This window comes from Streptococcus oralis subsp. oralis (assembly GCF_000960035.1).
Lineage (GTDB): Bacteria > Bacillota > Bacilli > Lactobacillales > Streptococcaceae > Streptococcus > Streptococcus oralis_G.
Window position 1 is genome coordinate 935449 of sequence record NZ_JYGR01000005.1, and the last position, 22788, is coordinate 958236.

The following is a 22788-nucleotide window of genomic DNA, read 5'->3' on the forward strand; positions in this document are numbered from 1 at the left end:
CTCCTCTCATCCTAATCGTTATTCTTGACGTTGACCAAAGTCTACAATCATCTGCTCCATCTCTTGGCGACTCGGAGTGGTCAGCATATAAAGGTAATCTCCTTGTAGCTCTGCAAAGGCTGCTGGCATGATTTTTTTGACCTTGAATAGCTGACTGTACTTAGCAAGCAAGTCTTCTTCTGAATAGACATAGTTGGCATTGGCACGACGTGATGTAGCTAGACAGTATTGAGGTTCAAATTCTGACTCTGGGAATTCTTCTCCTGCGACAATAGTTGCATAGCCACGATAGAGGTCCAAGGAATGAGCAAAGTTATAAACATCAATGGTAAAGCCACCTGCAGGACGGTTATTGTACTCAATGGCAATGTAGTCGTCCCCGTCACGGAAAAACTCGATATGGAAAAAGCGTTCTCTCATTCCAAATTCTTTGACAATAGCCTCGCCATACTTGAGCAGTTTGGGATCCATATCCTTAAGCACATAGTAGGAATTGTCCATCTTATAAATCATGAGATCAAGTGGTGTATGGGCGTAGTCAAAAGTCGTTGAAAAGACGATATTACCATCCTTGTCCACAAGTCCGTCAAAAGTACAGATTTCGCTAGAAGTGACAAATTTCTCAAAGAAATACACGGTTGAATGGTCCCATTCAGCCTTAAAGTGATTTACATCGTCTTCTGTCTCAAGCTTAAAGGTTGCTGCCGCTCCCACTCCGTTATCAGGTTTGGCAATCATTGGTAGACCAATCGTCTCAACTGCTCTATCCACATCTGCTTCCGTATGGATAACAGCACCAGGTACCACAGGGACGCCTGCTTTTTTGAAAAGTTTCTTCATCTCAGACTTAAACTTGGTCTTTTTGAGATCCTCTGGTTTGGCACCAAAGACATTGAATTGCTCTCTGAGTGTTGCGTCCAGCTCAAGCCAGTATTCATTGTGGGACTCGATGCGGTCGATTGGGCCATGCTTGTAGAAAAGAAAGGCAACTGCACGTTTGACTTCGTCTATGTTTTCAAGATTATCTACACGGAAATACTCAGTCAGACTATTGCGCAAAGGTTCATCAAGTTGTTCGTAGGGCTCCTGACCAATTCCCAAAACGGTGATGCCTTTATTGGCTAGCTCGATGGTAAACTGTTGGAAGTTTTGCGGATAGTAGGGAGAAATAACAAGGTAATTCATAGGCAACTCCTTTTATAGATACAGGTGTCCAAGAAAATAGGGCATTTGTTTACGCCACCATTCCCAGTCGTGGGCAACATCGTGTCCCCATTCAGCAAACCAGGCTGGAATTTGTTTCTGGTCAAAGGCTTCTTTAAGCTTGTAGAAAGATGGTAGACCGTCTTGTTCCCAGGCACCAAGTCCCGTACAAACGACGATTTCTGCCTGACGGTAACGATCGATAAACCATCCGTCGTTTTGATTCCATATATAATCTACAGGTGAGTTTTGGTAAATGGCATCATCATTGTAGTAATCGCCAACGAAGAAACGTGCATCGTAAACACCGCTGAGGGCAATCACCTTGGTAAAGACATCTGGATGCTGGAGAAAGAAATTGAGTGCATGGTAGGCCCCCATCGAGCAACCGGTCGTCATCATGCCATCAAACCAACCTGTCTTGTGCTTGATAAAAGGAATGGCCTCCTCAATCACATAGCGTTCGTAGGCACGATGCATCTCCGCCTGGTCATGACCATTTTTCCAAGTAGCCAGCCAGCTCTCACTGTCAACACTGGAGAGAGTAAAAAATTGGACGCGCCCTTCCTCGATAAAGGAAGCACAGGCGTCGATCATGCCAAAATCATAGTATTCATTGTGACTGCCACCAGATGAAGCAAAAACAACAACTGGAATCCCAGCATGTCCATAACGGTTGAGGTACATTTCACGGTTGAGATTGCCACTCCAGTGGCTGAGGTTTTCAATATGCATTGGCTTTCTCCTTTCTTAACTTACCATTTCTCTGCAAAAAATCGGAGACAGTCTGGCAAATTTTCCGACCATGGAATCTCACTATGGATAGCACCAGACTGAACTTTCAAGACAAGATTATCCAAGTGTACTCCACCTGCAATCAAATCACGGTAATAGCGAAGCGACGAGTCGATATAGGCTTGTTTAATATTGCCAGCCATTAGGGTCTTGTCCGTATCGTCTGCTTCTTCTGTTCCTACATAGATGAAAATGCGCTGTTCAGGCGACAATTTCTTACGCTCGATATAGCGGTTAAAGGCTTCTTGGTGAAGCCAGTTGGCAGATGAGAAGACACCTAGACAACCAATTCGGTCTTGGTACTCTAGTCCGATAAACTGGGTAATATTGCCTCCTAGAGAGGAACCAATCATAGCCGTGTGCTGGCGATCAGCTTTGGTACGATAGGTTTCATCGATAAAAGGCTTGACCACCTCCATGACAAACTCGGCATACTCCACACCCTTACCACCAAACTGCTGGCCTGGGATAGGAGATTCTTGAAATTTCCAAGCCGCATACTCATTCATCCGTCCCATGCCATCATTGTCAATAGCAACAACAATCATGCGACTAATATCAGGATTCCGCTTAATGGCTGGAATAATCTTCCAAGAGTGTCCGATATAGGACTCCTTGCTGTAAAAGACATTTTGCCCATCATGAAAGTAAACAACTGGGTAAAAACGGTCGGTGTCTTTCTCGTAGTCCTTAGGCAGAAGCACACGCACACGACGCTCTTTTCCAGTATAGGGAACCTTGAGTTTGTGTTCTTTCATTTTTAAGTAAAAGTAGGAATGATTCATTGTCAGAAAACTCTCTATATTCAAAATTTTATCTCATTATACCATAAAAATAGAAAAAAAGTCAGTAAATGTCCATTTTAAGGATAAATAACTAACTTTTTTCATTTATTTTTCTGAATTCTTCTGGATTTTCTGATTAGAGGAGATTGTCAATCAAGTTATCGACTTCATCTTTTTTAGCTTGAGGTGTAATCTCAGTAATCATGATACCAGCCACTGCTTTCTCAACCAAGCCTTCAACATCCATGCGTTTTTCATACTGCTCAGCATTCTCTATCTTAGGATTAGTCTTAGGACGATCAGGCGCAAAAATAGTACAGCAGTCCTCAAAAGGCTGAATTGAAATTTCAAAGGTATCGATTTCCTGCGCGATGTCAATGATTTCCAACTTGTCCATCGTAACCACGGGACGAATGATTGGAGTGCTAGTCACAGCGTTGATAGTCTGCATGCTTTCCAAGGTCTGGCTGGCTACTTGACCAAGACTTTCCCCATTGATGATAACCAAACCATTTCGTACCTCACGGATACGGTCGGTAATGCGCATCATAAAACGACGGGTCAAGGTCATGAGGTAGGCTTCTGGCGCCTTAGCCTTGATTTCCTCTTGAATCTCTGTGAAAGGTACTTCGATAAACTGGATATTTCCACCAAACTTGGTCAATTTTCGAGTCAAATCGTGGGCTTTCTTGAGGGCACCAGGACTAGTGTATGGCGGACTGGCAAAGTGAACCGCCTCAATATCTACACCACGTTTAAGAGCTAAATAACCAGCTACAGGTGAGTCAATCCCTCCTGACAACATGAGCATGCCTTTACCAGAACTTCCCACAGGTAATCCTCCTGCTCCACGAAAAGTTTCATAGGAAAGATAGGCAGCTTCCTCACGAATCTCAACCTGAAGATTAATATCTGGATTTTTCATCTGAGCTTGCACGTTTGGAATAGCCTCGAAAACAGCTCCACCAAGAGTTTGATTGAGTTCACGACTATCCAATTCAAAGTTGTGGTCGCTACGCTTGCTAGTGATTTTAAAGGTCATCCCTTCCTTATAGATTTCCTTCATAATCTCTTGGACAGCAGACTTCAGAACTTCCACTGACTTTTCAACCTTATAAACGGGAGAAAAGTTTTGGATCCCAAAGACTTGTTTGAGCGATTCTGCTACTGCTGTGTAATTAGCTCCATTCAGGTAAGCGTGGGCACGGTCGCGATCTGCGGTTACCTTAACTTGAGGATAGATAGACAAAACGTCTGAAATATTATTGCGAAGTTTATTGATGAAACGCATACGATTTTTGTGTTTGGTTGACAATTCTCCGTAGCGAATCATAATTTCTGAATACTGCATAAATGCTCCTATCTTACTTTTCTAGTTTGATTGTAAATTAATTTTAGCTTGGTCAAAAACTGCTCGACCTGACTCATATCATTTTCCAGGTCTAGGCTTAGACGCACAGCTGACTGGGCCTTATCCTTTTCCACTCCCATTGCAATCAAGGTCCCCGCAGGTTTTCCTGCCTTGGACGAACAAGCAGAGGTTGTGGAAATGAAAATATCATAGTCTTCAAAAGCGTGAACAATGACTTCACCACGAACACCTTTAATCCCAAAAGTCAGGATATGAGGGGCAAAGTCTGCCTCATCTGAAAAGACAAAAATATCTGGATAATCGAGAAGGGCTTGGCGAATGACTGCCTTCATCTGCCCCGTCTTGCTAGTAAAGACAGCTAACTTTTCCATAGACAAACGGAGAGCTTTGGCTGTCGCTGCAATCCCTGCCACATTTTCAGTTGTCGAACGATAGTCTCGCTCCTGACCACCACCAGTTAAAAGAGGCGTAATCTTCTTACCAGACTTGATATAGATAAATCCAACACCTCGGACGCCATGAAACTTATGGCTCGAAAAGGTCGCAAAATCCACTCGATCCGTCAAGTATTTTTCAGTTGGAATTTTAGCAAGTGCCTGAACCGCATCAACATGGAAAGAAATGGTCGGCTTATCTGCTAACAGTTTCGAAATAGCCTCAATAGGTTGGATAGAGCCAATTTCATTGTTAACTGCCATGATGGAGACGAGAGTCGTATCAGGACGTATCAAATCTGCTAATGCTTCAACATCCACAAATCCTTTCTCATCAACTGGAGCAAAATCTATCTCAAAACCTTGACTTTTCAGCCAAAGGGCTGATTCCTTGACTGCTGGATGTTCAATAGCTGACACGATGATGTGCTTGCCAAACTGGGCTTTTTCAAAGGCCACACCCTTGATGACCCAGTTATCTCCTTCTGTTCCACCAGAGGTAAAGAAGATTTCATCACTTTTCTTGCCAATCAAATCTGCAATTTGCTGCCGGGAAGCATCTAAAATTCGTGTTGCCTGATCTCCCAAACGATGGAGACTAGACGGATTTCCTACAATTTTTGAAGCGACCTGCATGTAAGTTTCAAGTGCTTCAGGATAAGGCTTGGTTGTCGCCGAATTATCAAAGTAGATCATGTTTTCTCACGCTTTCTAAAATCACTCCTTCTATTGTATCACGAAAAGAGACCTGCGACAAGAAAGGGAGGTTTCTCTTTTTTTAAGATTTTTTTAAAGAAATGAGGTATAATAAATCATAATTAAAGGAGAGTATCATGTCTAACTATCGTAGAACTTCAAAACCAAAAACAGAACACATCAAAAAGGGATTTACTGTCTTTCAAAAAACGATTGCTACCATCGGTAGTATCCTTGGTCTAATCACCGCTACTATTACCATCATGAACGCTATGGATAATAACAAAAACAACAAGAAAGAACCGACGACAACTCAAACAACTGTTGTCAAGGAAATTCAAAAGGAATCCCCTCAGGAAAATACTACACCTAACAAGGACAACACTTCTACTAAAGAAAATACCACGCAAGAAGAAACTTCTCAATCCAATAAAAAAGAGGAGAAAAAAGAAGAGCAGAAAACAACAACTCAGGACTCTTCTACACCAGCTACAAATAAAGAAACAAGCGATAATGGAACACAGTCAAATACGACGACTTCTGAAACTAAAACGAACCAGTAATCAAAAAAATAACTTCTTTCCAAATTTGGAAAGAAGTTATTTTTTTATTGTTGCAATACTTTTCGTGGTTTGGTTCCCTCAGCTGGACCGATGACACCTGCCATTTCGAGTTCTTCCATCAGGCGGGTCGCACGATTAAATCCAACTGACAAACGACGCTGAATCATCGAAGCGCTAGCTTTCTGAGTTTCGATAACCAAAGCCTTAGCTTCTTCAAAAAGCGGATCGCCGCCAGCTTCACCATCAGAAAAATCTCCTTCATTTTCAGGGACATCTCCTGGGTCAAAGCTTTCATCATAGTCCGCATCCGCCTGAGCCTTGATGAAGTTTACGATGCGTTCAACATCATCATCCGAAATAAAGGAGCCTTGTAGACGGACTGGGTGATTTTCATCAATTGGTTTAAAGAGCATATCTCCTCGACCGAGCAATTTTTCTGCTCCATTTTCATCCAAGATGGTTCGCGAATCTGTACCTGATGAAACTGCAAAAGCCACACGAGATGGGACATTGGCCTTAATAAGACCAGAGATAACATCAACCGATGGACGTTGCGTTGCGAGAATCATGTGAATCCCTGCAGCACGCGCCTTCTGTCCAAGACGAATGATGGCATCTTCCACTTCCTTGCTGGCCACCATCATGAGGTCTGCCAACTCATCCACAATGACAACAATCAAAGGCAGGGGTACTTGTTTATACTCAGATTGGCTATTAAATTCCTCGACCTTGGCATTGTAGCCAGCGATATTTCGCACACCAACCTTAGCAAAGAGTTCATAACGGTTTTCCATCTCATCCACAACCTTTTGCAGGGCCTTGCTGGCCTTGCGTGGATTTGTCACAACTGGAATCAAGAGGTGAGGAATGTCGTTGTAAACGGATAACTCGACCATCTTAGGATCGACCATCATAAACTTGACCTGATCTGGTCTTGCTTTCATCAGAATACTGGCGATAATACCGTTAACTGCGACTGACTTCCCTGATCCCGTCGAACCTGCAACAAGTAGGTGGGGCATCTTGGAAAGATCAAAGGTTCGAGCCGTTCCATTGACAGCCTTACCTAGAGGAATTTCGAGGAGATTTTCTGGTTTAGTCTGAGACTGTTCCCAGAGTTCACGGAAGGAAACGGTCGCAATTTCAGAGTTAGGAACCTCAATTCCGACTAAGGATTTACCAGGGATTGGAGCCTCAATCCGAACATCCTTGGCCGCAAGAGCCAGCGCTAAGTCGTCAGCCAGATTGGAAATGCGGTTAACCCGTACACCAACGGCTGGCTTGACTTCATATTTTGTAACAGATGGACCGATTTCAGCCCGTTCCACCGTCACCTTGATACCAAAGCTGGCAAAGGTTTCTTCTAGGATTTTGATATTTTCTCGAACAATCTTCTTTTCCTTGGACTGATCTTTGGGTTTATCTGGTGCAAAGAGTTGCAAGCTTGGTAGCTTGTATTCGAGGGCTTCCTTGGCAGAAAAATCAACCTGTACCTCTTCATCCTCAAAATCTTCTTCCACATCTGGAACGTCAAAATCAGTTTGAGGGAGGATAATCTCTGGTTCGATCCACTCTTCCTCAGGAATTGGGGGAAAATCGTAGTCTGGTACCTCTGATAAGATTTCTCCCGTTTCAGGATCTACAGGAGGAAGCGGTAATGCATCCTGTTCTTCTTGTTCTCTCTGAATTCTGGCAGCTTCTTCAGCTTCTTGACGAGCCTTCTCTTCTTCTCTCTTGATGAAGCGTTCCTGTTTTCTCTGTTCCTGTTTTTCCATGAAGGATCTGAACTGAGCTCCAATAAAGGCTGCAACATCGTAAATAGACCAAGGACTAACTAAGAGTGCCCCAACTAGAATCAAGAGAACTCCAATAAAGTACGATCCGATATTGGAGAAAAGAAAAGATATGGGGATATAGAGTCCAACACCAAGCAAGCCTCCACCAGCGAAGCTAGTCACTCGCATACCAGTCAAGTCCGTCATAACTTGAGACAGGGTCCCTTTTAGGACTGACTGCTCCAAGCCATATTTCCATACCAAGTAGGCCTCAAAAATCAAGAGCAAGCCAGCGAAGATACAAAGAAATCCTGACAGAAGTCCCTCTTGCTTGCGGATCCATTTAAATAGAAAAAGATAGATGAGTAGGGAACCTATGGCCACATAGGCCAAACTTCCGACCACCAGTCGAATGAGATTGTAAAGAGTGACACCTGCTGCACCAAGTTTAAGGACTGCAATAATCAATAACAAGGCGATTCCTAAGGAAATCAACATCCTCTGGATAGCCTGTTTTCTTTCGAGTTCTGCTTTAGACGGTCTCCGTCTTGTTTTTGTAGTATTCTTGTTTGCCATTCTTTTATTATACCATATTTCACAGCCATTTCGAATAGAGAAAAAGATTGCACCAAATGGTAACAATCTTTCTATTCTAATACTTTTTATGCTTGTGGTTTGCGTAGGTAACCATAAACCACACCACTTACAATTGCGCCAACCAAGACAGAGGCAAGGTAAAGAAGGGCATTGGAAGTTAGAGCGATAACGAAGATTCCTCCGTGTGGTGCCATGAGTTTGATTCCTGCAAGACCAACGAGTCCCCCTGCTACTGCTGAACCAAGGATAAAGCTTGGAATCGCACGAGCTGGGTCTGCTGCGCCAAATGGGATCGCTCCTTCAGTGATGAATGACAAGCCCATGATGATGTTTGTCAAACCAGAGTTACGTTCTTCTTTGGTAAATTTATCTTTAAAGAGAAGGGTTGCGAAAAAGATGGCAAGTGGTGGAACCATTCCTCCGGCCATAACTGCTGCCATGGCTACAGAACCACCTGAAGAAACAGTCGCTGCAAGCGTACCTGTACCAAAGACATAAGCAGCTTTGTTGACTGGTCCACCCATGTCAACAGCCATCATGCCTCCAAGAACGATACCAAGAAGAACAGCTGAACCTCCTCCAAGACCGCCTAGGAAATCATTCATAGCAGTGTTGATTGCTGCCATTGGAATGTTGACAGCCAACATAACAAATCCTGTCAAGATTGTTCCGAAAAGCGGTAGGATAAGGATAGATTTAGCACCTTCAAGTGAACGAGGAACTTTAACGTATTTCTTGATGGCAAGAACTAAAGCACCTGCGATAAATCCACCAACAAGGGCACCTAGGAAACCAGATGAGACACCTGCAAGGGTTGAAGTTGCTTCACCACCTGCTGCATAAGGGATTTTACCAAAGGCAAAACCTTCTTTGGCAATAGCACCAGCCACGAAACCAGCTACCAAACCTGGTTTTTCAGCGATAGAGTAGGCTACATATCCTGCAAAGACTGGAAGCATCAAGCCAAAGGCAGCCCCACCGATTTTCATGAACATGGAAGCGAGCTCATGGTAGGATCCGAGATTGCCAAGACTATCTTGTGGCACACCAAAAGCTCCGTCGATCAAGAAAGCAAGGGCAATCATGATACCACCACCGATAACGAATGGCAACATTTGAGATACACCACTCATCAAGTGTTTGTAGAAAGCACCACCGATACTTTGTTTTTCATTAGATGCTGTTGCAGCTTTTGCTCCATTAGCAGTACGATAAACTTCAGCATCTCCTGAAAGAGCCAAGTTGATCAATTCTTCAGTCTTACGGATACCATCAGCAACCGGACGATTGATTAATGGTTTGCCATCGAAACGATCCATTTCAACGGCCTTATCTGCTGCGATGATAACTGCTTTAGCCTTACGGATATCTTCTGCAGTTAGTTGATTTCCAACACCGCTGGCACCGTTGGTTTCAACCTTGATACCAACACCCATTTCAGCAGCCACTTTTTGAAGAGCTTCTTGGGCCATGTAAGTATGAGCAATCCCTGTCGTACAAGCTGTAACAGCTACGATAAAGTCGCCAGAGTCATTAGCAGGTGCTTGAACAGGTTCCTCCGTTTTTTCTGAAGCTTGGTTAAATAGTTCGATAACTTGATCTGCAGATGTTACTTGACGAAGTTTGTCAGCAAATCCGTCTTTCATCAAGTATTGAGACAATTCTGCCAAGGCTGCCAAGTGAGTATCATTTGCACCTTCTGGAGCAGCAATCATGAAGAAGAGATCTGTTGGTTGCCCATCCAAACTCTCATAGTCAACACCCTTGTTTGACTTAGCAAAGAGAACCGTTGCTTCTTTGACAGCAGAGTTCTTGCTGTGAGGCATAGCAATTCCGTCACCCAAACCAGTAGAAGTGAGAGCTTCACGCGCTAAGATTCCTTCTTTAAAGGTTTCAAAATCCTTCACATAACCGTGATCTACCAAACTTTTAATCATCTCTTCAATGACAGCTGTTTTTTCAGTTGCCTGCAAATCCAGCAACATGACATCTTTTCTTAATAGGTCTTGAATTTTCATCGTTTTTCTACCTCAACTTTTTCATATGTTTCTTTAATAAAGTCCGCTGTTGCCAAGTCATCCGAGAAGGTCGTTGCTGTTCCACAAGCTACTCCCCATTTGAAGGCCTCTACTGCGTCTTTAGATTTGACAAACTCACCGGTGAATCCAGCGACCATAGAGTCACCAGCTCCCACTGAATTTTTGACTGTTCCCTTGATTGGTTTAGCGAAGTATGCTCCCTCAGATGTGACAAGAAGGGCACCGTCACCAGCCATGGAGATAATGACGTTTTGAGCTCCTTTGGCCAGTAACTGACGAGCATAGTTCTCGATTTCATCTAAACTTTCGAGTTTCACTCCAAAGATAGCTCCAAGTTCGTGATTGTTTGGTTTAACCAAAAGTGGCTGGTAGTCCAAACTATCAATCAAGGTCTGTCCTTCAAAGTCACAAACCACTTGCGCACCAGTCTGGCGTGTCAAGGCAATCAAATCCTTATAGATAACATTGCCTAGGTTCTTAGCACTTGAACCTGCAAACACAACCGTATCTTCTGCTGTCAAACTAGACAAAATAGCTTTCAATTCTTCCAGCTGAGCTGGTTCCACATTTGGACCTGTTCCATTGATTTCTGTTTCTTGGTCTGCTTTAATCTTGACATTGATACGAGTATCTTCTGCTACTTGGACAAAACGAGTTTCGATTTCTTCTTTTGAAAGGGTATCTGTGATAAATTTACCAGTAAATCCACCGATAAATCCAGTCGCAGTATTAGGAATATCCAAGCGCTTCAAAACACGGCTAACATTGATTCCTTTCCCACCAGCAAACTTATCATCACTGTCCATACGATTGACACTGCCGATTTGAACTTGCTCCAAGCGCACGATATAGTCAATGGATGGATTGAGTGTGACTGTATAAATCATACTTCTATTACCTCCGTTTTCTTCTTAATAGCCTGCAAGAGCTCATGCCCTTGACTTGTGATGACAATAGCGCGTTTAAGTGGTGCTACCTTGGCAAAGCAAGTTTGACCAATCTTTGACGAATCAACCAAGACATAGGTTTGTTTGGCGTTCTCCAAAATAGCACGCTTCACAGCTCCCTCCTCCATATCTGGAGTCGTATAATAACCATCGTCTACACCATTCATCCCGATAAAGGCACGGTCAAAGTGCAATTGATTGATTTGGTTAAGAGCAACGCCCCCGATACATGCATCTGTTGCCATCTTGACACTTCCTCCAACCATGACAGTTGGAATCTGTTTTTCAACCAACTGAACCGCATGGTGAATGGAGTTGGTCACAACTGTGATATTCTTATTAACCAATTCCTTGATTAAAAAAGCAGTTGTCGTTCCAGCATCGATAAAGATAACATCTTGTTCCTTGATAAGAGAGGCTGCTTTCTGAGCCAGTAGCTTCTTCTCTTGAAGGTTTTTGACAGATTTTTCTTGGATGGTTTCTTCTTCCTGCAAGGAGTGGGGCAATTCTGCTCCACCATGTACACGGCGAAGCTTGTTTTCCGCCTCCAACTCGTCCAAATCTCTTCGTACCGTTGATTCTGATGTTTCTAATAGACTAACCAATTTTTCTAGGGAAACTACATGATGTTGATTTAACTCCTCTAAAATCAGTTGCTTCCGCTCAGTTTTTAACACCAAATCACCTCCTGTTATCGTTTACACTATTCATTCTAGCACAATTTTTATCAAAGTCAAGCATTTTTTATCATTTTCTTTCAAATTCTATCATTTTTCTTATTTCCAAAATTTTTATTGCAAGATAAGTGGCTTTATGGTAGACTATTTGAGTAAGTATTGGAAGATTACTCAAGAGGCTTAAGAGGCCGTGTTGGAAACGCGGTAGGCGTGTAACAGCGTGCGTGGGTTCGAATCCCATGTCTTCCGTAGAAAAAAGAAAAACTGCACCTTGATGCAGTTTTTTTATTTTTTTCAAGATACTTTATAAAAAAGAAAGGCTGAGTACCTCTAACTATCACACTACATTTTACTGTCTCTTACCTTATCCTTGAATCACCTTTATTTTCTTGATTTCATCAAAAAACAAGTAGCCCCTATAGGGCTACTTGCTGTATTATTAACTCAGATGATTAGATATTGCTTTTATCTTTCTTATCTGAAGATTTGTCTGTTGATTTATCAGTGGATTTGTCTGAAGATTTATCAGAAGACTTGTCTGTAGATTTGCTCTTAGACTTTGTAGAATTCTTACGATCAATCTTATCATAACCCTCAGTAGTATCCATTAACTCAGTTGATAATGTACGATAGTCTTCTTGGGAAATCAGCCAGTTTCCATCCTTGTCCTTAGTTAATTTGATTTCTGTATCAAAATCTCCAGTAGTAAGAGGTGTTAGAGCAGCTTCAGCATCTACATCACTATAGATAGCAAAATCTTTTCTGAAGAGGTGTTCATAAATCCAATATGTCACCAATGTTTGGTAACGCTTGATGTCAACATCTGAACCAGCTTGGTTGTACTTGCCTAGGTTATCGATACCACCAATAAGAATTGTTAGAACTTCTCGAATTGATGAAGTCAATCCTTTGGAGTGCAACTTCTTAGAGTTAAAAGTAACAGTCGCAGTATTGCCAGATTCATCAACCTTTACATCTTTAACAGTGTAAGAGCCGATATCTTGGAATAACTTGCGTTTCATCTTCAAGAAACCTGAAATCGTTTCTTCTGGAGTTTCTACAGGAAAATCTTTGTGCCATTGTACTGAGTATGTAGACGCAGGTGAAAGCCCTTCTTCTTTGATTTTTTCACTTGTTTGCACTGCAAAAATGGTCTCAGTCCATTTTTCATAAGTTTCGCCATAAATTTTCTTAAATCGTGCAGAGTCGCTAGTGAGAACAGAGTCTAGGAGAATTTCAGCATCTTTTGTAACTTTCTCTTTAACTTCCGCTGCTTCATCCTTCTTCTCAACTTGTTCCGTTTTCTCCTTGTTGTCAGAAGAAGCTTCAGATGACTGATTAGAAAATGCAGAACATGCACCTAAGACAACTGTTGAGAGTGCTAAGATAATTAGTAACTTGATCTTTTTCATGTTTCACCTCTTTATGAAAAATTTACTCTTGGAGACCACCTCCAAGTAGATTTGTTTAGAAAAACACTGGGCTTATCTAACGGAGAATGGGGGATTCGAACCCCCGCGCCAGTTACCCGACCTAACGATTTAGCAAACCGTCCTCTTCAGCCTCTTGAGTAATTCTCCACTAACACACTAGAATAAATAGGATACAACAAAGGATACAATTTGGAAAAAATCTACTGTATACCTGTTCATAATGGAGCCGGTGGGAGTCGAACCCACGTCCAAACACCTGCCAACATATTTGTCTACAACCATAGGTTATGTATTGTTTTAACAGTCCCTCGACACATAACTCAAGCCTAGGAACTGCGAGTCTATTAATCTCTTATCAAACCACTAGACAAGGCTTGATCGTATCTCGCTAATCATAAGACCTGTCATTGAACACGAGCAATCCAAATCAGGTCACGCCTGCTGGTTTTTAGGCAGCTAGAGCGTAAGAAGTGTTATTTTTTGCAGTTATATTTAACTGAGCGTTTACGTCGCCACACGGGTTGCAAAATATGCCTCATAATGCCTGTCGAATCCGTAACGACCCCAAAAGGATAGAACTATTATAACCTATCTTCAAAAAAAATGCAAAATCAAGCCGTTTCTTTAGAAAAGACACCCTTTTAAGGCTTCTGATAAGGCTTGATAACCGGCTACACTTAGATGGAGGCCATCCGTTGTATAGGCTGATTGAAGTTGCCCTTCTGAATCTGTCAAACTATCATAAATCGGCACAAAATCTACCTGCATATAGGCGGAAGCTAGAGCCTCATAGGCTTGATTCCATTCTCTAATCTTTTCATTGGTTCGGATATAAACAGTCTGCTTGTATTCTTCTCCTTCATTGACTGGCAGAATAGAAAGAAACTTTATTTGTGACAGCGGATATTCTCGGACAATCGATTGGATCACACGCTCAAGATTATCCAAGGCTTCATTCATGGGAATATCTTTTCCGATGTCGTTTGTCCCAATTAAGAGAACAATTTGATCGACAGCATCACCATACAGATGTGCATCAAGATTGTCTAGTAGAAGCCCCGTCTGGTAACCTCGGATGCCTCGATTAACAATCGTCTTGGCAGTCCCGAGTAACTCTTGCAAAGGGTAGTATTCTACAATCGAATCGCCGATAAAAATCATATCTGGTTCTAAAACAGATACTTGATTCAATTCACGATACTTGGTTTGAATTTTTTCCTGCTCCTTTAAGAGCCAATTCTCTAATAACTGTACTGCCACCCTATCCCTCTTTCTCTAACCAATTCTCTAGAACTTGATAAACGCCCGCCTGGCTGTTAGCTGGAGCTAGGGCAGTTGCAACTGCCTTGGCCTCATCATCAGCATTTTCCATCGCATAGGCAATTCCAGCCAGCTCCAACATCTCAACATCATTTTCGCTATCACCAAAAGCCATGATTTGTTCTGATGTCAAATCCCAGCGCTTGAGCAATTCTTCCAATCCCCAAGCCTTGTGAACACCAGCTTGCAGGATATCGATACAGCCATAACCGCTAGAAACAGCTCTTACACGACCATCAAAGAGGTCATTGATTTCCTGCAAAACTGAACTAGAACGTTCTTCACCAACGACCATGCTCATCTTTAGAACTCCTCCAAAGAGGTCTGAGTTTAGCTCATCCACAAAATTTGTCCTTTGGTAAAGTTTTTCAATCATCTCTGGAGTCATAAATTTTTCCAGGTCTGTAAAAACCGTTCCTTCCTTGACAAAACTCCCATTCATACTGGTAACGACGAACTGATCTCGACACTCCCTCCCTTTAAAATGAAGGAGAGCCTTGTCAACCATAGCATCATCCCAAATCTGCGCTTGAATCAGTTCATTGTTTTCAAAAATACGTGCCCCATTGGCAACGACTAGAACTACTCTACTCGCCAAGTGCTCCAGTAATTGCCTCATCCGGTGGACTTCATTTCCCGTTGCAATAACAAAACGGATACCTCGTTCATCTAATTGGTCTAAAATCTTTTCTAAACGTGGCAAGTCCAGTTGCCCTCTTGGATCCAGCAAGGTTCCATCCATATCTGTTGCAATTAATTTAATCGTCATCTCGTCTCCTTTAAGGCGAGTACTTACCACTTCAACCCTACATGTTCATTCATTTCTTTATAGGCTGTGTCAATTCTTTCCTTGGTCGCCTCATCCAACTGCTCACGGTAACGTCCTCCTTCAATGAAGTCCTCCAAGATATAGGTCTGATAGAGGAAGAGAGGATAGCCTTCTGGGGAGTAAGTCCCTTTGGGTGTTCGATTAACCCAAGTAGGATGCGCTTTGGCGGTTTCAATCCTTGTCTTGCCATCTTTTTTCTTAATGGTCACGTCCATGAGAACACCGCGCTCCGTCCACTTGGCATTTTCCTCGTCTTGCATGGTTTCAATGCGTTGATTTGAGAGAAAATTTCCCATGGAATAGATGATCAATTTTTTGTCACCATCTTTTTCAACGGTTTCAGCAGGTTCAACGACGTGAGGATGCCCTCCAAAGATAATATCGGCTCCCCAGTCAATCATCTTGTGGTACAGTGTTTTCTGTTCTTCCGTTGGTTCTAGTTGGTACTCAATTCCCATCTGAGGCATGATGACAGTAATATCCGCCTCCTTCTCTGCACGCTCGATTTCTGCCTTCATCTTATCTTCATTCAAATCAGAAAGATAGCGATTATAGTCCTCTTGAGAGATATACTGCTCAATGCCATTAAAACCGTAAGAATAGGCCAGGAGAGCTACCTTGATACCATTGACTTCCTTGATGACTATAGGTGCTTGGTCTCGGGATTCATGCGTGTAGACTCCGATGGGTGTCATTCCAGCCTTTTCAATAGCTTGAGCCGTTGAAACCACTCCCTCTATCTGCGAATCCAAGATGTGATTATGAGCCAAGTCTAGAACTTGGTAGCCTGCATCCTTGATCGCATCCATGACTTCCCCTGGTGCATTAAAGAGAGGATAACCTGCCAAGTAGTGGTCCTTATTCACCGTTCCTTCAAAGTCACCAATTACTAAATCAGCTTGTTTGAGCCAGGGTTTTACATACTCAAAATTTTCATGGAAATCATAGGTCCCATCTTCTTTAAGAGCTGTTCGGTAGATGGGGATGTGGTAGAGAAGGTCACCATTCGCCATGATACGTGCCATCGTTTCACCAGACTGATCTTCCTTGGATTGACCAGATGTACTAGCAGAATTAAGAGTTTGGCTACTAGCACTTGTTTCCTTGTTGCCTTGTACTGCTCGAACTAATAAGTTCCCCCCCATGGACAAGGCAACTGCAAGCAATAACACAATAATAAACTGGGCATTGGTCCAGGATTTATAATTCCGAAAGAAATCCACACTAGTTCTCCACACCCCATAAAGAGAGTCCTGAGACCGTCTATCTTGTCGCTTTTCCATCTTTATTCCTCCCTTTCTTTTACTGCAAGCCTTTTCTTTTATTATACCACAGACAAAAGAGGAATACCGTTTATTATATTATTTTTTAGGAACTTCTGCGACTTTCTTTCTCGCCTATTTTGTGTTATCATGTAGAGGTAATGAAAGGAGAGAAAATGTCTGCAATAGAACGTATTACAAAAGCTGCTCACTTAATTGATATGAACGATATTATCCGCGAGGGGAATCCAACTCTTCGCGCAGTTGCTGAGGAAGTCACTTTCCCACTGTCTGACCAGGAAATCATCCTTGGCGAAAAGATGATGCAATTCCTCAAACATTCCCAAGATCCTGTTATGGCTGAGAAAATGGGGCTCCGCGGTGGTGTTGGGCTGGCTGCTCCCCAACTCGATATTTCAAAACGCATTATTGCCGTCTTGGTCCCAAATATTGTGGAAGAAGGTGAAACTCCACAGGAAGCCTACGACTTGCAAGCTATTATGTACAATCCAAAAATTGTCTCTCACTCTGTTCAGGACGCTGCTCTTGGCGAAGGAGAAGGTTGCCTGTCTGTTGACCGAAACGTACCTGGCTATGTTATTCGCCATGCCCGCGTCACTGTTGATTACTTTGACAAGGACGGCGAAAAACACCGTATCAAGCTCAAAGGTTACAACTCGATCGTTGTCCAACATGAAATTGATCATCTAAACGGAATCATGTTTTACGATCGTATCAATGAGAAAGATCCATTTGCTGTTAAAGATGGTTTACTGATTCTGGAATAAAGAAAATCCCGTTGCAAGACGGGGTTTTGTGTTATAATAGAGGCATGAAAACAAATGATATTGTCTATGGCGTCCACGCCGTTACAGAAGCCCTCCTTGCAAACACTGGAAATAAACTTTACCTCCAAGAAGATCTTCGAGGTAAGAATGTTGAAAAAGTCAAGGAACTGGCTACAAAAAAGAAGGTATCCATTTCTTGGACTTCAAAAAAATCCCTGTCTGAGATGACCGAAGGCGCTGTTCACCAAGGTTTTGTTCTACGAGTGTCCGAATTTGCCTATAGCGAGCTGAATCACATCCTTGCAAAAACACGACAAGAAGAAAATCCTTTGCTATTGATTCTGGACGGGTTAACTGACCCCCATAATCTAGGTTCTATCTTGCGAACAGCCGATGCGACCAATGTTTCAGGTGTCATCATTCCCAAGCACCGTGCTGTCGGAGTTACTCCTGTCGTTGCCAAAACGGCCACAGGTGCTATTGAGCATGTACCGATTGCTCGAGTGACCAACCTCAGTCAAACTCTAGACAAACTCAAGGATGAAGGCTTCTGGACCTTTGGAACGGATATGAACGGTACCCCTTGCCACAAGTGGAATACAAAAGGGAAAATCGCCCTCATCATCGGAAATGAAGGAAAAGGCATCTCCAGCAACATCAAAAAACAGGTCGATGAAATGATTACCATTCCCATGAATGGGCATGTTCAAAGCCTCAATGCCAGTGTTGCTGCAGCTATTCTCATGTACGAAGTTTTCCGAAACCGACTATAAAAAAAGTTTCCAATCAAGTGATTGGAAACTTTTTTCTTAACTATGTTCTGTGATAAATTTATAGGCTTCTTGACCCGCGATAGCTCCATCTCCAACTGCTGTTGTTACTTGGCGAAGATCTTTTTGGCGAACATCTCCAACCGCAAATATACCATCAACGCTAGTTTTCATGTGATTGTCTGTTAGGATCCAGCCTGCCTGGTCTTGAATATTCAATTCTTTAACAAAATCGCTAACGGGATCCAAACCAACATAGATAAAGACACCTCCGAAGGCTTGCTCTGTTACTTGACCCGTTTTTACATTTTCAAATACGACAGATTCTACTCGGTTTTCACCTTTGATTTCCTTGACGACAGAATCCCAGATAAAGTTGACTTTCTCATTTGCAAAAGCACGGTCTTGCAAAACCTTTTGGGCACGAAGTTGGTCACGGCGGTGAACAATAGTGACAGTCTTGGCAAAGCGAGTCAAGAACAGAGCTTCTTCTACCGCTGAATCTCCACCACCAACTACGAGCAAGTCTTGATCACGGAAGAAAGCTCCATCACAGACCGCACAGTAAGAAACACCTCGACTGTTCAGTTCTTCTTCTCCGGGAACTCCCAAAAGACGGTGTTTAGAACCAGTTGCTACAATGACAGTACGGGTTTCGTAAACTTGATCATCAGTGATTACCTTCTTAAAGTCACCCTTGTCTTCAATATTTTCAACATAGCCATAAAGATGCTCCACTCCAAGGTTTTCAAGTGGTTCAAACATCTTTTCAGCCAATTCAGGTCCACTGATATTGGCATAACCTGGATAGTTTTCAATATCAGATGTGTTATTCATTTGCCCTCCTGGCAGACCACCTTCAATCAAAGCCACTTTCAGATTGCTGCGAGCGGCATATAAGGCAGCGGTCATTCCCGCAGGTCCAGCACCGACAATAATCGTATCGTACATTTCAATTCCTTCTTTCTTGTTGTAACTATCTTTATTCTAACTCATTCTTGCTAGTCACGCAAGGATTATGCCTTGAAAACCAAGAGTAAACTCATGACGGCAAAGGATAACACCGGAACGACCAAAACTCCAATCATAATCATATCATAGAGATGAGCTTGGCGAGCCTTGGCTGTCTTATCTACACCAGACATGGCTCTCAATCCAATCCAAATCCCCAGAAAAATCACGACAAGGATGGTCGTTAAGATCAAACTCTCGAAATACAAAGAAAATAGATGCAGTAGCATGATCTCTCTCGTTTCTATCTTTTTTAAAGAGTAAACTCAGCTAGTCCAACTAACTGAGTTTTCCTTTTTCTATTATATCAAATATAAGTCCGTTTGTAACTAGCGAAGAATTCTTTTGTCCGTTCTTCTTTCGGATGATTGATGATTTCATCAGGGGTGCCGGACTCGATGATTTTTCCTTTATCTAGGAATAAAACCTTGTCTGCCACTTGGGCTACAAAAGACATATCGTGACTGACCAAAATCATGGTCTGACCTGACTTGGCAGCATCTGCAATAGACTTCTCTACCTCACCGACCAATTCTGGGTCGAGGGCTGAAGTGGGTTCGTCCAAGAGCAAGACATCTGGTTTCATAGCAAGCGCACGCGCGAGGGCAACCCGTTGCTTTTGTCCACCTGATAAATGGCGAGGATAATGGTTTTCACGATCAGAAAGACCAACCTTGGCCAACTCTTCCTTAGCGATTTTTGTTGCTTCCTCGTCCGATAATTTTTTAACGACAATCAAACCTTCCTTGACATTGTCAAGAGCAGTTCGGCGTTCAAACAAATTAAACTGTTGGAAAACCATAGACAACTTGCGACGAAGGGTTAGGATCTCTTCTTGGCTAATCTGAGAAAAATCAACTTTAAAATTGTCAATCTGAATCGTTCCACTATCTGGAGTTTCAAGATAGTTTAAACTTCGAAGAAAGGTTGATTTCCCTGCTCCAGATGAACCAATCAAGGCTACTACTTCTCCCTTTTGGATATCCAAGTCCAGATGATCCAAGACAGTCTGACCTGAAAAGGATTTGCTTAAATTCGAAATCTTAATCATTAACGAAGGTCTCCTTTCACATCTGTAGACACTGTATCCGGTGCTGAGATAGCCATTTTTCTCTCGATGAAACGGCCTAGGCTTTCAATTCCGATATTGACTACCCAATAGACAAGGGCTACGGAGATGAAACGTTCAAAATAGCGATAATCAGCTCCACCTAAAATCTGAGCTTGGGCAAAGACCTCCACAACACCTGCGCTAAAGGCTAGAGAAGTTCCCTTGGTCAAACCGATAAGGGAGTTAATCAAAGTCGGTGTCGCCACAACGGCCGCATTTGGAATAATCACGCGACGATAAACTTGCGCTCGCGTCATACCCAAACTGCGTGCCGCCTCAATTTCACCTGGATTAACAGAAAGGATGGCCGCACGAATCGTTTCACTTGCATAAGCCGCCTCATTAAAAGCAAAGGCCACAATCGCAAAAAGCGCTGCTGGAATCGCATTGATATTGAGACCAGTTCCCCATTGTTGGTTGATAGCTTTCAGTGCTAAAGGAATTCCGTAGTAGGTCAACATAAGTTGAACTAGGATTGGGGTACCTTTTAAGAAGCTGACGAAAAAGGCCTGCAAGGGATATAAAATCTTAACACGATTGATCTTAACAATGGCAAAAATTAGGGCAAGTAGCAAACCAAAGAGTGCACCTCCAAGCGTCAACATCAAGGTTGTAGGCAGTTGTTGGACAATCCTTGGAATTCCATCAAAAACCGAACGCAAACTAAAGAGCTTACCATCCGGAATCAATTGCATCAAACTTTGGTACCAATCTGATGCTAAAAATGTTGTAACAGTCATAAAAACATCCTCTCCTGATAATGATTCATTCTATCATACTTCTGCTCGCAAGCAAATTATTTGCTACGGGCTGCTCAGACTTTGTCTATCTTCTAGTTTATCACACTTTAAAACAGGGAGGCTATATATTTTATCTATCAAGGAGATAAATAAAAACTATCTCAAACCTAAGTCCTCATAGGTTTTTCTATAGCCGATTTGTTTAACAGCACCATTCTCCACCAAAATTGGACGTTTCAATAACATACCATCACTCGCTAGAAGCTTGGCTGCTTCTTGTTTTGACAAACTTCCCACCTTATCTTTCAAGCCCAGTTCACGATATTTGATCCCGCTGGTATTGAAAAATTGTTTCACTTCAAAACCGGAAGTTCCCAACCAGTTTAAAATCACGTCTTCACTTGGTGTTTCTTCTACGATGTGGACATCTTGGTATTCCAGTCCAAGTTGATCTAATTCATTTTTTGCTTTCTTACAAGTTGAACATTTTGGGTATTCGATAAATTCTAACATCTTCTTTTCTTTCTATTTTTTATTTTCTTGAAATGCTGCACCTTCATGTTGCAAGAGCCAGGCTTTCTTTTCAACTCCAGATGCATAGCCTGTCAAGCGATTGCCTGACCCCAGCACACGATGACAAGGTACGAGGATGGACCAAGGATTACGCCCCACTGCTCCGCCAATCGCTTGGGCAGAATTCACCTGCAAGCCTTGAGCTATTTGACCGTAAGTCACTGTTTGACCATAAGGAATGGCCTGTAAATAAGCCCAGACCCGCTTTTCAAAATCTGTTCCAATAGGAGCCAAAGGTAAGTATGATAGATCCTGAACACTGCCTTCGAAATAGGTATCTAAATAGGAAATAACCTGGTCTAGGACAGGATGTTTCTTAACTATTTCTATACTATCTCCAGCGATTCCCCTCTCAAAATGAGTTTGGTCCTGTACCCAAATTCCATACAGATATTGCTCGTCAGCAACTAAGGATAAGGTTCCAATTGGCGACGGGTAGAGCATTTTTGCGTACTTATTCTGCTTCATTTTTTTAATTTCTGATAGGCCAAACGTTCCCCATCAACTGGAACCTTACCGACCTGTTGGAAGCCCAGCTTTTCAAAGATATGTTGCATGGCCTTGTTTTGTGCATGCGTATCCGAACGAAAATCTAGATAATCAAAACCTTCAATCAAGCCTTCTAGGAAAGTCTGAGCAACTCCTTGTCCTTGGACATCTGCTGCCACAGCGATACGGTGAAAGACCAGATATTCTGATTCTCCCCCCTGCCAACTTCCTTCATAAATGGCTTCATAGGCTTCCTCTGGGCTCTTGGTCACAGCAGCATAGGCTAACAGTTCTCCCTCTTCCAAGGCCACATAGGCTTGACCAGAGATGATATCATCAATAATGATGTCAGCATTTGGATAGCCATTTTGCCACTGGTCGCTACCAGACTCAGCTAAGCACTTTTTAGCATCCTCTATCACCTGCATAATCGCATCTACTTCGTTTGGAAAAGCTAAACGAATCTCCATCTTTTCCCCTCATTTCTAACTGTTTTCTCTCATCATAGCATAATTTAAAGCTTTCTACAAGCAGTTGAAACTTGACTTTTGTTTTGTATTATTTTATAATCTAGTTATT

Annotated in this window: 23 protein-coding genes, 2 tRNA genes and 1 other RNA gene; 4 read left to right on the forward strand and 22 right to left on the reverse strand. The window is 42.5% G+C overall.

The features are described 5' to 3' along the window. Nucleotides 1–18: 18 nt before the first annotated feature. The 5 genes from TZ92_RS07885 to TZ92_RS07905 all read right to left on the reverse strand — a co-directional run bounded on the left by TZ92_RS07885 (nt 19) and on the right by TZ92_RS07905 (nt 5285). Entirely contained in the window at nt 19–1185 is a 1167-nt protein-coding gene (locus tag TZ92_RS07885) for an ATP-grasp domain-containing protein (protein WP_033629974.1), read from the reverse strand. A gap of 12 nt (nt 1186–1197) precedes the next feature. Then, nucleotides 1198–1938 carry an esterase family protein gene (locus tag TZ92_RS07890; protein WP_000546816.1) on the reverse strand — a complete coding sequence of 247 codons (741 nt, stop codon included), beginning with the start codon at nt 1936–1938 and terminating at the stop codon, nt 1198–1200. Between the two features lie 20 nt (nt 1939–1958). After that, nucleotides 1959–2783, reverse strand: coding sequence for an alpha/beta hydrolase (locus tag TZ92_RS07895; RefSeq protein ID WP_001016817.1), 825 nt, complete (start codon nt 2781–2783; stop codon nt 1959–1961). A gap of 136 nt (nt 2784–2919) precedes the next feature. Beyond that, the gene (thiI, locus tag TZ92_RS07900) at nt 2920–4134 is read right to left on the reverse strand and encodes a tRNA uracil 4-sulfurtransferase ThiI (protein ID WP_033629975.1); all 1215 of its coding nucleotides are present in this window, start codon (nt 4132–4134) and stop codon (nt 2920–2922) included. Between the two features lie 8 nt (nt 4135–4142). After that, nucleotides 4143–5285, reverse strand: coding sequence for a cysteine desulfurase family protein (locus TZ92_RS07905; RefSeq protein WP_033629976.1), 1143 nt, complete (start codon nt 5283–5285; stop codon nt 4143–4145). A gap of 137 nt (nt 5286–5422) precedes the next feature. Here TZ92_RS07905 and TZ92_RS07910 point away from each other — a divergent pair, with 137 nt between their 5' ends. Beyond that, on the forward strand, nt 5423–5848 hold the full coding sequence (locus tag TZ92_RS07910; protein WP_033629977.1) for a DUF6556 family protein: 426 nt from the start codon (nt 5423–5425) through the stop codon (nt 5846–5848). A gap of 44 nt (nt 5849–5892) precedes the next feature. Here TZ92_RS07910 and TZ92_RS07915 read toward each other — a convergent pair whose 3' ends face one another. The 4 genes from TZ92_RS07915 to TZ92_RS07930 form a co-directional block, all read right to left on the reverse strand. Next, nucleotides 5893–8199, reverse strand: coding sequence for a DNA translocase FtsK (locus TZ92_RS07915; protein ID WP_080702649.1), 2307 nt, complete (start codon nt 8197–8199; stop codon nt 5893–5895). A gap of 86 nt (nt 8200–8285) precedes the next feature. Next, nucleotides 8286–10238 carry a PTS fructose transporter subunit IIABC gene (locus TZ92_RS07920; RefSeq protein ID WP_033629979.1) on the reverse strand — a complete coding sequence of 651 codons (1953 nt, stop codon included), beginning with the start codon at nt 10236–10238 and terminating at the stop codon, nt 8286–8288. Beyond that, nucleotides 10235–11146, reverse strand: coding sequence for a 1-phosphofructokinase (gene pfkB / locus TZ92_RS07925; RefSeq protein WP_033629980.1), 912 nt, complete (start codon nt 11144–11146; stop codon nt 10235–10237). Before pfkB ends, TZ92_RS07920 begins: the two co-directional genes overlap by 4 nt. Further along, complete coding sequence (locus TZ92_RS07930; RefSeq protein ID WP_000920660.1) at nt 11143–11883, reverse strand: DeoR/GlpR family DNA-binding transcription regulator; 741 nt, start codon at nt 11881–11883, stop codon at nt 11143–11145. Before TZ92_RS07930 ends, pfkB begins: the two co-directional genes overlap by 4 nt. Nucleotides 11884–12044: 161 nt before the next feature. Here TZ92_RS07930 and TZ92_RS07935 point away from each other — a divergent pair. Further along, a tRNA-Ser gene (locus TZ92_RS07935) sits at nt 12045–12132 on the forward strand. 203 nt (nt 12133–12335) lie between these two features. Here the strand turns inward: TZ92_RS07935 and TZ92_RS07940 are convergent. The 6 genes from TZ92_RS07940 to TZ92_RS09710 all read right to left on the reverse strand — a co-directional run bounded on the left by TZ92_RS07940 (nt 12336) and on the right by TZ92_RS09710 (nt 16748). Further along, nucleotides 12336–13295, reverse strand: a complete 960-nt coding sequence (locus tag TZ92_RS07940) for a hypothetical protein (RefSeq protein WP_033629981.1) — start codon at nt 13293–13295, stop codon at nt 12336–12338. Between the two features lie 80 nt (nt 13296–13375). Continuing rightward, a tRNA-Ser gene (locus TZ92_RS07945) sits at nt 13376–13463 on the reverse strand. Nucleotides 13464–13534: 71 nt separating this feature from the next. Next, nucleotides 13535–13882: a transfer-messenger RNA gene (gene ssrA / locus TZ92_RS09705) on the reverse strand. Nucleotides 13883–13940: 58 nt separating this feature from the next. Further along, nucleotides 13941–14576 (reverse strand): SGNH/GDSL hydrolase family protein, encoded by a 636-nt coding sequence (locus TZ92_RS07950; protein WP_033629982.1) that lies wholly within the window; start codon nt 14574–14576, stop codon nt 13941–13943. Nucleotide 14577: 1 nt separating this feature from the next. After that, entirely contained in the window at nt 14578–15405 is an 828-nt protein-coding gene (locus TZ92_RS07955; RefSeq protein ID WP_033629983.1) for a Cof-type HAD-IIB family hydrolase, read from the reverse strand. Between the two features lie 23 nt (nt 15406–15428). Further along, nucleotides 15429–16748 (reverse strand): CapA family protein, encoded by a 1320-nt coding sequence (locus tag TZ92_RS09710; RefSeq protein ID WP_080702650.1) that lies wholly within the window; start codon nt 16746–16748, stop codon nt 15429–15431. Between the two features lie 155 nt (nt 16749–16903). Between TZ92_RS09710 and def the strand changes: the two genes are divergently transcribed. Then, a complete protein-coding gene (def, locus tag TZ92_RS07970; protein WP_033629984.1) occupies nt 16904–17515 on the forward strand; it encodes a peptide deformylase in 612 nt (203 codons plus the stop codon). A 44-nt stretch (nt 17516–17559) separates the two neighbouring features. After that, nucleotides 17560–18288, forward strand: coding sequence for a 23S rRNA (guanosine(2251)-2'-O)-methyltransferase RlmB (rlmB, locus tag TZ92_RS07975; protein WP_033629985.1), 729 nt, complete (start codon nt 17560–17562; stop codon nt 18286–18288). A gap of 36 nt (nt 18289–18324) precedes the next feature. Here rlmB and trxB read toward each other — a convergent pair whose 3' ends face one another. The 7 genes from trxB to TZ92_RS08010 all read right to left on the reverse strand — a co-directional run bounded on the left by trxB (nt 18325) and on the right by TZ92_RS08010 (nt 22679). Further along, nucleotides 18325–19236: a thioredoxin-disulfide reductase gene (trxB, locus tag TZ92_RS07980; RefSeq protein WP_033629986.1), complete on the reverse strand. Its 912-nt coding sequence runs from the start codon at nt 19234–19236 to the stop codon at nt 18325–18327. 65 nt (nt 19237–19301) lie between these two features. After that, nucleotides 19302–19526, reverse strand: a complete 225-nt coding sequence (locus TZ92_RS07985; RefSeq protein ID WP_000924294.1) for a DUF4059 family protein — start codon at nt 19524–19526, stop codon at nt 19302–19304. 77 nt (nt 19527–19603) lie between these two features. Beyond that, nucleotides 19604–20347, reverse strand: coding sequence for an amino acid ABC transporter ATP-binding protein (locus tag TZ92_RS07990; protein WP_033629987.1), 744 nt, complete (start codon nt 20345–20347; stop codon nt 19604–19606). Continuing rightward, a complete protein-coding gene (locus TZ92_RS07995; RefSeq protein WP_000219166.1) occupies nt 20347–21147 on the reverse strand; it encodes an amino acid ABC transporter permease in 801 nt (266 codons plus the stop codon). The genes TZ92_RS07990 and TZ92_RS07995 overlap by 1 nt, the downstream gene beginning before the upstream one ends. A gap of 156 nt (nt 21148–21303) precedes the next feature. Next, nucleotides 21304–21660 carry an arsenate reductase family protein gene (locus TZ92_RS08000; protein WP_033629988.1) on the reverse strand — a complete coding sequence of 119 codons (357 nt, stop codon included), beginning with the start codon at nt 21658–21660 and terminating at the stop codon, nt 21304–21306. 12 nt (nt 21661–21672) lie between these two features. Beyond that, nucleotides 21673–22188, reverse strand: a complete 516-nt coding sequence (locus tag TZ92_RS08005; RefSeq protein ID WP_033629989.1) for a methylated-DNA--[protein]-cysteine S-methyltransferase — start codon at nt 22186–22188, stop codon at nt 21673–21675. After that, nucleotides 22185–22679, reverse strand: a complete 495-nt coding sequence (locus tag TZ92_RS08010) for a GNAT family N-acetyltransferase (protein WP_033629990.1) — start codon at nt 22677–22679, stop codon at nt 22185–22187. The genes TZ92_RS08005 and TZ92_RS08010 overlap by 4 nt, the downstream gene beginning before the upstream one ends. Nucleotides 22680–22788: the final 109 nt, after the last annotated feature.

What these genes read in the sequence shown, in the direction of transcription:
- TZ92_RS07915 (WP_080702649.1), bottom strand. Translation starts at nt 8,199, where the DNA reads ATGGCAAACAAGAATACTACAAAAACAAGACGGAGACCGTCTAAAGCA.
- TZ92_RS08000 (WP_033629988.1), bottom strand. Translation starts at nt 21,660, where the DNA reads ATGTTAGAATTTATCGAATACCCAAAATGTTCAACTTGTAAGAAAGCA.
- TZ92_RS07920 (WP_033629979.1), bottom strand. Translation starts at nt 10,238, where the DNA reads ATGAAAATTCAAGACCTATTAAGAAAAGATGTCATGTTGCTGGATTTG.
- TZ92_RS07890 (WP_000546816.1), bottom strand. Translation starts at nt 1,938, where the DNA reads ATGCATATTGAAAACCTCAGCCACTGGAGTGGCAATCTCAACCGTGAA.
- thiI (WP_033629975.1), bottom strand. Translation starts at nt 4,134, where the DNA reads ATGCAGTATTCAGAAATTATGATTCGCTACGGAGAATTGTCAACCAAA.
- TZ92_RS09710 (WP_080702650.1), bottom strand. Translation starts at nt 16,748, where the DNA reads ATGGAAAAGCGACAAGATAGACGGTCTCAGGACTCTCTTTATGGGGTG.
- TZ92_RS07995 (WP_000219166.1), bottom strand. Translation starts at nt 21,147, where the DNA reads ATGACTGTTACAACATTTTTAGCATCAGATTGGTACCAAAGTTTGATG.
- TZ92_RS07905 (WP_033629976.1), bottom strand. Translation starts at nt 5,285, where the DNA reads ATGATCTACTTTGATAATTCGGCGACAACCAAGCCTTATCCTGAAGCA.
- TZ92_RS07940 (WP_033629981.1), bottom strand. Translation starts at nt 13,295, where the DNA reads ATGAAAAAGATCAAGTTACTAATTATCTTAGCACTCTCAACAGTTGTC.
- TZ92_RS07910 (WP_033629977.1), top strand. Translation starts at nt 5,423, where the DNA reads ATGTCTAACTATCGTAGAACTTCAAAACCAAAAACAGAACACATCAAA.
- def (WP_033629984.1), top strand. Translation starts at nt 16,904, where the DNA reads ATGTCTGCAATAGAACGTATTACAAAAGCTGCTCACTTAATTGATATG.
- TZ92_RS08010 (WP_033629990.1), bottom strand. Translation starts at nt 22,679, where the DNA reads ATGGAGATTCGTTTAGCTTTTCCAAACGAAGTAGATGCGATTATGCAG.
- TZ92_RS07985 (WP_000924294.1), bottom strand. Translation starts at nt 19,526, where the DNA reads ATGCTACTGCATCTATTTTCTTTGTATTTCGAGAGTTTGATCTTAACG.
- TZ92_RS07885 (WP_033629974.1), bottom strand. Translation starts at nt 1,185, where the DNA reads ATGAATTACCTTGTTATTTCTCCCTACTATCCGCAAAACTTCCAACAG.
- trxB (WP_033629986.1), bottom strand. Translation starts at nt 19,236, where the DNA reads ATGTACGATACGATTATTGTCGGTGCTGGACCTGCGGGAATGACCGCT.
- TZ92_RS07990 (WP_033629987.1), bottom strand. Translation starts at nt 20,347, where the DNA reads ATGATTAAGATTTCGAATTTAAGCAAATCCTTTTCAGGTCAGACTGTC.
- TZ92_RS07955 (WP_033629983.1), bottom strand. Translation starts at nt 15,405, where the DNA reads ATGACGATTAAATTAATTGCAACAGATATGGATGGAACCTTGCTGGAT.
- TZ92_RS08005 (WP_033629989.1), bottom strand. Translation starts at nt 22,188, where the DNA reads ATGAAGCAGAATAAGTACGCAAAAATGCTCTACCCGTCGCCAATTGGA.
- rlmB (WP_033629985.1), top strand. Translation starts at nt 17,560, where the DNA reads ATGAAAACAAATGATATTGTCTATGGCGTCCACGCCGTTACAGAAGCC.
- TZ92_RS07895 (WP_001016817.1), bottom strand. Translation starts at nt 2,783, where the DNA reads ATGAATCATTCCTACTTTTACTTAAAAATGAAAGAACACAAACTCAAG.
- pfkB (WP_033629980.1), bottom strand. Translation starts at nt 11,146, where the DNA reads ATGATTTATACAGTCACACTCAATCCATCCATTGACTATATCGTGCGC.